Source organism: Spirillospora sp. NPDC046719, assembly GCF_040645715.1.
In the GTDB taxonomy this organism is placed as follows: Bacteria; Actinomycetota; Actinomycetes; order Streptosporangiales; family Streptosporangiaceae; genus Spirillospora.
Genome location: NZ_JBEYYT010000424.1, coordinates 1 through 7,997, shown reverse-complemented (window position 1 = coordinate 7,997; position 7,997 = coordinate 1). Strand labels below are relative to the sequence as shown.

Sequence of the window (7,997 nt, the reverse complement as noted above, 5' to 3'; positions counted from 1 at the left end):
GCCGGCCACCGCCCGGCGGGCTCCGCCCACCCCCGCCCCCGCCCAGGCCGCGTCCGAGCCGGTCCGGGCGACCTGGGCGGTCCAGAACCGGCACCTGGCACAGGCCCGCGCCGACGGCCGCGCCGACCTGCGCCGCAGCCGCACCGTCCGGAACTGGATCCTCATCGGGCTGCTGGCCGCGCTGCTGGTCACCGCGGGACTGCTGGCGGTGCTGCTGCACTACGCGGTCGGCCGCCCCCTGCGGATGCTGCGCACGTCGTCCCGCCGGGTCGCCGACGGCGACTTCGACCACGTCATCGGCGCGCACGGACCCGCGGACGTCCGGGACCTCGCCCGCGCCGTCGAGGCGATGCGCGGCCGCATCAAGCGGGCCCTGGACCAGTCCACCGAACGCGAGAAGGTCCTGCAGCGCCAGACCGCCGAACTCGACGCCCAGACGGTGGAGCTGCGCCGCTCCAACGCCGAACTGGAGCAGTTCGCGTACGTCGCGAGCCACGACCTGCAGGAACCTTTGCGCAAGGTGGCCTCGTTCAGCCAGATGCTGGAACGCCGCTACGCCGACCAGCTCGACGACCGCGCCCGGCAGTACATCGGCTTCGCCGTCGACGGCGCCAAGCGCATGCAGGTACTGATCAACGACCTGCTGACCTTCTCCCGCGTCGGGCGCCTGCACCAGCAGCAGCAGACGCTCCCGCTGGACGAGCCGCTGGAGCGCGCGCTGGCCAACCTCGACGACGCCCTCACCTCGTCCGGCGCCCGCGTCGACGCCCCGGACGACCTGCCGGAGGTCACCGGGGACCCCACGCTGCTGACGATGCTGTGGCAGAACCTCGTCGGCAACGCCGTCAAGTTCCGCTCCCCCGACCGCGACCCCGTCGTGCGCATCGCCTGCGAGCGGGAGGACGACCGGTGGCACCTGACCGTCACCGACAACGGGATCGGCATCCCGCCCGAGTACCAGGAGAAGATCTTCGTCATCTTCCAGCGGCTGCACGGCCGGGACGCCTACACCGGCACCGGCATCGGCCTGGCCCTGTGCAAGAAGATCGTCGAGTACCACGGCGGCCGGATCTGGCTCGACACCGACCATCCGGACGGCGCCCGCTTCCACTTCACCCTCCCCGTCCTCGACCGTCCCGCCACCGAGCAGGACGCCGAGGGGCAGGACACCGAGCGGCAGGACGCCGATGGCGAGGGCGCCGCGCCGGAGACCGTCGTCGCCTCCGAGCCCGCGACACCGCAGGACGGGCCGTCCGCCGCCGCACCTTCCTCTTCCGTCACCGACCTCCAGGGAGCCGGTTCGTGACCAGCGCCGCCGCCCAGCCCATCACCGTCCTGCTGGTAGAGGACGACCCCGGCGACGAGTTGATGACCCGCGAGGCGTTCGAGCACAACAAGGTCGGCAACGCCCTGCACGTCGTCCGGGACGGCGCCGAGGCCCTGGACTACCTGTACCGGCGCGGCGCCCATGCCGCGGCCCCGCGCCCCGACCTGATCCTGCTGGACCTCAACCTGCCCAAACGCGACGGGCGCGAGGTCCTCGAAGAGATCAAGTCGCATCCGGACCTCGCCGCGATCCCGGTGGTGGTCCTCACCACCTCCTCCGCCGAGGAGGACATCCTGCGCAGCTACCGGCTCCACGCCAACGCCTACGTCACCAAGCCCGTCGACTTCGACCAGTTCATCAACGCCATCCGCCAGATCGACGACTTCTTCGTCACGGTGGTCCGCCTTCCCGCGCAGCAGTGACGCCGGCACGCAAGGAGAGCCATGAGCGACGACCCGCCGCAACCGTCGCGGCACCGCAGCCCGTACCGAAGCTTCCAGGGGCGCAACCGCATCCCCGCCGCGGCCCTCGGCGACGACGCCGAACCGGCGATCGACCCGTCCCAGGCCGAAGCCGACGATCTGGAGGACCGACCCGAGGATCCCGTCGCCTGACCCTGGTCGACAGCCGGCGGGTTCGCGGGGGGCCGCGCGCGCCGGCGTGTTCGTGCCGCCGGCCGCAGCGTGGCCGGTCACCGGACGTCCCGGATTCCGGAAGGATGCGGGGAGACAAGACTGTGCTGTTCGGAGGGCGGGCGTGATGGACGAGTTCGATGTCGTGGTGCTGGGGGCCGGGCCGACCGGGGAGAACCTGGCGGAGCGGGCGCACGCAGGCGGGCTCAGCGTGGCCGTCGTGGAGAGCGAGCTGGTCGGCGGCGAGTGCTCGTACTGGGCGTGCATGCCCAGCAAGGCGCTGCTGCGCCCGGCCGCCGCGCTCGCGGACGCGCGGCGGCTGCCCGGCGCCCGCGAGGCGGCCGGCGGGCGGCTGGACGCGGCGGCGGTGCTCGCCCGCCGGGACGAGTTCACCTCGCACTGGAAGGACGACGGCCAGGTCGACTGGCTCAAGGGCGCCGGGCTGGTGCTGGTCCGCGGCCACGGGCGGCTGGACGGGGAAAAGCGCGTCGTGGTGCGGACCCCGGACGGCGAACAGCGGGTGCTGGCGGCCCGTCACGCCGTCGCGGTGTGCACGGGCACCCGCGCCGCGCTGCCCGAGCTGCCCGGGCTGGCCGAGGCCCGCCCCTGGACCAGCCGTGAGGCGACCGCGTCGGAGCGGGTGCCGCCGCGGCTCGCCGTGATCGGCGGCGGCGTGGTGGCGTGCGAGATGGCCACGGCCTGGCGGGCGCTCGGCAGCGAGGTGGTGCAGCTGGTGCGCGGGTCGCGCCTGCTGCCGCGGATGGAGCCGTTCGCCGGGGAGGCGGTGGCCGAGGGACTGCGCGCGGCCGGGGTCGACCTGCGCTTCGGCACGTCCGTCACCGCCGTCCACCGCGACGGGCCGGTGACGCTCACCCTGGACGGCGGTGAGACGGTGACCGTCGACGAGGTCCTGTTCGCCACCGGGCGGACGCCCGCCACCACCGACCTCGGCGTGGAGACGGTCGGGCTGGAGGCGGGCCGGCCGATCGAGGTCGACTCCACCGGGCTGGCGGCCGGGGTGCCCGGCGAGTGGCTCTACGCGGCCGGGGACGTCAACGGGCGCGCGCTGCTGACCCACCAGGGCAAGTACCAGGGCCGGATCTTCGGCGCGGTGATCGCCGACCGTGCCGCCGGACGCCCGCTCGACACCGCCGACTGGGGGCGCAGCGTGGCGACCGCGGACGAGCGGGCCGTGCCGCAGGTCGTCTTCACCGACCCCGAGGCCGCGTCCGTCGGGCTCACCCTGGAGGAGGCCACCCGCCAGGGGCACCGGGTCCGGGCGGTGGACTACGACCTCGGCAACGTGGCCGGAGCCGCCCTCTACGCCGACGGCTACCAGGGCCGCGCCCGCGCCGTGGTCGACCTGGACCGCGAGACGCTCCTCGGCGTCACCTTCGTCGGTGCGGGCGTGGCCGAGCTTCTCCACTCCGCCACGATCGCGGTCGCCGGCGAGGTCCCCATCTCCCGCCTGTGGCACGCCGTCCCCTCCTACCCCACCATCAGCGAGATCTGGCTCCGCCTCCTGGAGACCTACCGCGGCTGAAAGCCGGGCGGCGTCGGTCAGCCCAGTGACGCGCTCGCCGCGCGCAGCTCTTCCAAGGCCGCCAGCGCGTGGGGCGCGAGCCCTTCCGCGTCGTCGCGGTCGCCCTCGCACCATCGGGCGTAGCCCCGCTTGAACGCGAGGACCCCCAGCTCGCCCGCGAGGTGCGCGGTGGCCTCGGGGACGCCGCGGGCGGCGAGCGCGTCCGTCATGGCGGCCGCGAGACCGACGCTCTTGAGGGCGTCGCGCTCCTGGAGTTCGGTGCTGGCCGCCACGGCCGCCTCGAGCCGGGGGCCGATCTCGCGGTTCGCCGGGCCCATGGCGCTCGACGCGCGTTCGAGCCCCGCCGCCACCGCCTGGAGCGGGCTCGCATCGGCGGGCGCCTCGGCGATGCCGTCGGCGAGCAGCCTGCTGAGCGTCTCCTGACCCGCGACCAGCAGCTCTCGCTTGTCGGAGAAGTGCCGGAAGAAGGTGCTCTTGGTGACGCCGGCGCGCTCGGCGATCTGCGCGACGGTGGTGGCGTCGTACCCCTGCTCGGTGAACAGGTCGACGGCCGCGACGACGAGTCGCTGGGTCGCCCCGGGTTGCCATCTGGCCATGGGGCCAGCATAGGCGATGGGACCATTGTCCCGTCACCGTGTAGGGTCGGTGATGGGACAACGGTCCCATCACTTCAGGGAGGGCTCATGCACGTCTTCGTCACCGGCGGCACCGGCACCATCGGCTCCGCCGTCGTCACCGAGCTGCTCGGCAACGGCCACACCGTCCTCGCGCTGGCCCGCTCGGACGGCTCCGCCAAGGCCCTCGAGAGCGCCGGCGCCACGGTGCTGCGGGGAGACCTCGCGGACCTCGACGTCCTGCGGTCCGGCGCCGCGCAGTCCGACGGCGTCATCAGCCTGGCGTTCGGACGCGACTACGGCAGCCCGGACGCGCTCGCCCGGGCCATCGCCGAGGAGAGCGCCGCGCTCGACACGCTGGGGCGGGAGCTCATCGGGAGCGACCGCCCGATCGTCGCGGTCTCCGGCACGCCCTGGGTGCCCGGGCGCGCCTCCACCGAGGCCGATCCCCTGCCGACGGACGGACCGGTGGGCGGACGAGGCCGCTCGGTCACGGCGCTGCTGGATCTCGCCGCGCGCGGCCTGCGCAGCATGGCCGTCCGCATGCCGCGCACGGTCCACAACGAGGGACAGGGCGGATTCGCCGGCCTGCTGGCCGACGCGGCGCGCCGCACCGGGGTGGCCGGCTACCCGGGCGACGGCGCCCAGCGCTGGCCGGCCGTGCACGCGCTCGACGCGGCGGTGCTGTTCCGGCTGGTCCTCGAGTCGGCGCCGGCCGGGACGTCCTGGCACGCGGTCGCCGACGAGGGCGACGCCGTGCGGGACATCGCGACCGTCATCGGCCGCCGGCTGGGCCTGCCGGTCGAGCAGGTGCCGCAGGAGACCTTCGGCCCGTTCGGCCCGATCTTCGCCATGGACCAGCCGGCGTCCAGCGCCCGCACCCGCGACGCCCTCGGGTGGCGGCCGACCCGCCCCAGCCTCCTTCAGGACTTGGAGAACATCCAGCCCTGACGCGTCGGCCTGCCCATCGAGGCCGACCGCCGCGAACGGACCGCGAGCGGTCAGTCGCCAGACGGCTCCGGCGGAGCGGCCGGTGCGGGGCAGCTGTGGTAGGCCTCGATCAGCCATCGCCCGTCGTGCTTGGAGAGCGTCCAGGTCGCCGCTTCCCATCGCTCCGGCGGGGTCTCGGTCTCCCCCGGGAACGTCGTGGCGCTCCTGGTGACGACGACCGCCGCGTCCGCGCCGAGGAGGCGGACGCTCTGCACGGCATGGACGCGGCGGGTGCCCTTCAGCGGGTCGGCGAAGGCCGCCCCCATCGCGGCCCGGACCTCGGCGCGGTCCCGCAGGTGGACGCCGGGGAAGATCACCGTCGCGCCCTCCGCGTACCACCGGGTGAAGGCGCCCGCGTCGCCGTCCGCCCACGCCTTGGACGTCTCCTCGAACACGGCGGCCACGGCGCGCTCCTCGCCTTCGGCGCTCGCGCCGCCGTCGGCCGTCGCCGCGTACGTACGAACGGTCTTCATGATGTCCTCCAGATGCCGGGCCGATCGCTTACCTCTATCGACCCGCGCGTCCGGCGGAACGGACCGGTGAGCGCGCCCCCGATCTCGGCCGGGTGGCGTCCGGCTCCGTCAGAGCGGCTTGCTCGCCTTGACGTACTCGGCTCCCAGCACGTTCAGGAGGGCCAGCGCCTCGGCGGCGGGGGACCCCGGAGGCGCGCTGTAGAGCACGAGGTGCTGGTCGCGGTCGGTGAGGGCGAGCGAGTCGCAGTCGACGGTGAGCTCTCCGACGACCGGATGCCGGAAGGTCTTCGTGAGACTCGGCGCGGCCTGCACGTCGTGCCGCTCCCAGAGCCGGGCGAACTCGGGGCTGGCGTCGCGGAGCTCGCCGACGAGGCCGGTCACCGCGGGGTCGGACGGGTACCGGGCGATCGCGGACCGGAGCTCCATGACGACCTGGTGCCGGAACTCCGTGACGTCGGAGAGGCCGTAACGCGTCGCATCGGAGGGCGGGCGCCCGAGGAAGGCCCAGCGCGCGAGGTTGCGGTCCCGCGGGGCGAGCTCGGCGAAGTCCACCATGAGGGCGGCCGCGAGGTCGTTCCAGGCGAGCACCTCGAACGCGGCGGACATCACGAACGCGGCCGTCTGCGGCAGCCGCTCAAGGAGGGTGAGGATGCTGGGCCGGACGTCGCGCCGGTGCAGCCCGGTGCGGGTCGGCGCGGTGCCCGCGAGGACGTGGAGGTGGTCGGACTCGGCGGCGGTGAGCCGCAGCGCGCCCGCGATCCCGGCGAGGACCTCGCTCGACGGCCGTGGTGCCCGGCCCTGCTCGAGCCGGACGTAGTACTCGGTGGAGATGTGCGCGAGGACCGCGACCTCCTCGCGGCGCAGCCCCGGTGTCCGGCGCCGCGGGCCCGAGGGGAGGCCGGCGTCCTCCGGCCGGAGCCGCTCGCGGCGGCTGCGGAGGAACGCCCCGAGTTCCCGCTTGTCCATACCCCCAGTGTGCACGCCGGACGGCGGCGGACCCTGGTACCACCTGTGCCTGCATCCGGCTCGCCGGCCGGTCCGACACTGGCGCCATGACCAACGACATCGCCATCGCACCCATCGGCCTGCTCTCCGGCAAGGTCGTCCTCATCACCGGCGCCAGCCGCGGCATCGGGGCGGCCGCGGCCCGGCTCTTCGCCGCCGAGGGCGCGTCCGTCATGCTCGCCGCCCGCGGTACCGACGCCCTCGAACGCGTCGTCAAGGAGATCCGCGCCGGCGGAGGCACCGCCGACGCCGTCGCCCTGGACCTCGCCGACCCCGCGAGCATCCGCGCCGCGGTCGACCGCGTCGAGGACCTGCACGGACGGCTCGACGGCGCCTTCAACAACGCCGCGACGGTCCAGACGCCCGGCCCGCTCGACACCACCAGCGACAAGGACATCGACGAGCAGTTCGCCGTCAACTTCCGGTCGCACTGGACCGCCATGACCGCCGAGGCCGCCCTCATGCGGCGGACCGGCGGCGGCGCGATCGTCAACACCTCCAGCATCGGCGGCCGGCGGGCGAACCCCGCCCTCCCCGCGTACGGGGCGATGAAGCGCGCGCTCAACAGCATCACCGAGACCGCCGCCGCGACCTGGGGACGGCAGGGGATCCGCGTGAACGGCATCACGCCCGGCGGCACCGCCACGGAGATGATGGAGGCGTGGGAGGCGGTGTCGCCGGGGATCATCGAGGCCAACAACGCGGCGACCCCGCTCGGCCGGATGGCCGAACCCCGCGAGGTCGCCGAGGCGGCCGCATGGCTGCTCAGCGACCGCGCCTCGTACGTGACCGGCGCGATCGTCCCGGTCGACGGCGGCGCCGGCGCCTGAGCGGGCCGTTCGTCAGAGTGCGACGAAGGTCAGGCCGCGCTGCTTGAGGGCGGGGATGACGGTGCGGAGGGCCGTGACGGTCTGGGAGCGGTCGCCGCCGCCGTCGTGGCAGAGCAGGATGTCGCCCGGCTGGGCCTTCTCGAGGTTCGCGGTGATGTGCGGGACGCCCGGTCGCGCCCAGTCGCGGGGGTCGACGCCCCAGTCGACGCAGATCATCCCGAGCGAGGTGGCGGTCTCGATGACCTGCTGCGACCAGTTGCCTCCCGGCGAGCGGAAGAACCGCGGGGCGACCGAGGTCGCCTGGGCGATGCGGTCGTGCGCCTCGGCGATCTCCTGCTGGATGCGCGGGGCGGGCAGCTTCGGGAGGTTGATCGGGTGGGTGAGGGTGTGGTCGGCGATCTGGTGTCCCGCCGCCACGATCCGTTGCACCAGCCGGGCGTTCTCCGGCACCTGCTCGCCGATCATGTTGAAGGTCGCGTGCACGCCGTGCTCGGCGAGCACGTCCAGCACCTTGGGCGTCCAGTACGGGTGCGGCCCGTCGTCGATCGTCAGCGCCACCGCGTTCGGCGGCGCGGCCGGAGCC

At 74.4% G+C, this 7,997-nt stretch carries 10 protein-coding genes; 6 read left to right on the top strand and 4 right to left on the bottom strand.

Translation table 11 applies throughout. The annotated features are described in order from the left end of the window. From ABZ914_RS41695 to ABZ914_RS41680, 4 genes are all read left to right on the top strand, one after another. Positions 1 to 1,306, top strand: a 1,306-nt coding sequence (locus ABZ914_RS41695) for a sensor histidine kinase (protein ID WP_500200206.1), incomplete at its 5' end; no start/stop codon positions are given. After that, on the top strand, positions 1,303 to 1,749 hold the full coding sequence (locus ABZ914_RS41690; protein ID WP_500200203.1) for a response regulator: 447 nt from the start codon (positions 1,303 to 1,305) through the stop codon (positions 1,747 to 1,749). The genes ABZ914_RS41695 and ABZ914_RS41690, both read left to right, overlap by 4 nt. A 21-nt stretch (positions 1,750 to 1,770) precedes the next feature. Next, positions 1,771 to 1,941, top strand: coding sequence for a hypothetical protein (locus ABZ914_RS41685; RefSeq protein ID WP_500200201.1), 171 nt, complete (start codon positions 1,771 to 1,773; stop codon positions 1,939 to 1,941). Positions 1,942 to 2,086: 145 nt separating this feature from the next. Beyond that, positions 2,087 to 3,502, top strand: coding sequence for a dihydrolipoyl dehydrogenase family protein (locus ABZ914_RS41680; RefSeq protein ID WP_500200199.1), 1,416 nt, complete (start codon positions 2,087 to 2,089; stop codon positions 3,500 to 3,502). Positions 3,503 to 3,519: 17 nt separating this feature from the next. Here the strand turns inward: ABZ914_RS41680 and ABZ914_RS41675 are convergent, their stop codons facing one another. Further along, on the bottom strand, positions 3,520 to 4,098 hold the full coding sequence (locus tag ABZ914_RS41675; RefSeq protein ID WP_500200197.1) for a TetR/AcrR family transcriptional regulator: 579 nt from the start codon (positions 4,096 to 4,098) through the stop codon (positions 3,520 to 3,522). Between the two features lie 87 nt (positions 4,099 to 4,185). Here ABZ914_RS41675 and ABZ914_RS41670 point away from each other — a divergent pair, with 87 nt between their 5' ends. Next, complete coding sequence (locus ABZ914_RS41670; RefSeq protein WP_500200195.1) at positions 4,186 to 5,067, top strand: SDR family oxidoreductase; 882 nt, start codon at positions 4,186 to 4,188, stop codon at positions 5,065 to 5,067. A 50-nt stretch (positions 5,068 to 5,117) separates the two neighbouring features. On the opposite strand, the gene ABZ914_RS41665 is transcribed toward ABZ914_RS41670, so the two are convergent. Further along, on the bottom strand, positions 5,118 to 5,579 hold the full coding sequence (locus ABZ914_RS41665; protein ID WP_500200192.1) for an SgcJ/EcaC family oxidoreductase: 462 nt from the start codon (positions 5,577 to 5,579) through the stop codon (positions 5,118 to 5,120). Positions 5,580 to 5,687: 108 nt separating this feature from the next. After that, on the bottom strand, positions 5,688 to 6,545 hold the full coding sequence (locus tag ABZ914_RS41660) for a helix-turn-helix transcriptional regulator (protein ID WP_500200190.1): 858 nt from the start codon (positions 6,543 to 6,545) through the stop codon (positions 5,688 to 5,690). Between the two features lie 86 nt (positions 6,546 to 6,631). Between ABZ914_RS41660 and ABZ914_RS41655 the strand changes: the two genes are divergently transcribed. Next, positions 6,632 to 7,414: an SDR family NAD(P)-dependent oxidoreductase gene (locus ABZ914_RS41655; protein ID WP_500200188.1), complete on the top strand. Its 783-nt coding sequence runs from the start codon at positions 6,632 to 6,634 to the stop codon at positions 7,412 to 7,414. Between the two features lie 12 nt (positions 7,415 to 7,426). Here the strand turns inward: ABZ914_RS41655 and ABZ914_RS41650 are convergent. Beyond that, positions 7,427 to 7,997, bottom strand: a 571-nt coding sequence (locus ABZ914_RS41650) for a polysaccharide deacetylase family protein (protein ID WP_500200187.1), incomplete at its 5' end; no start/stop codon positions are given.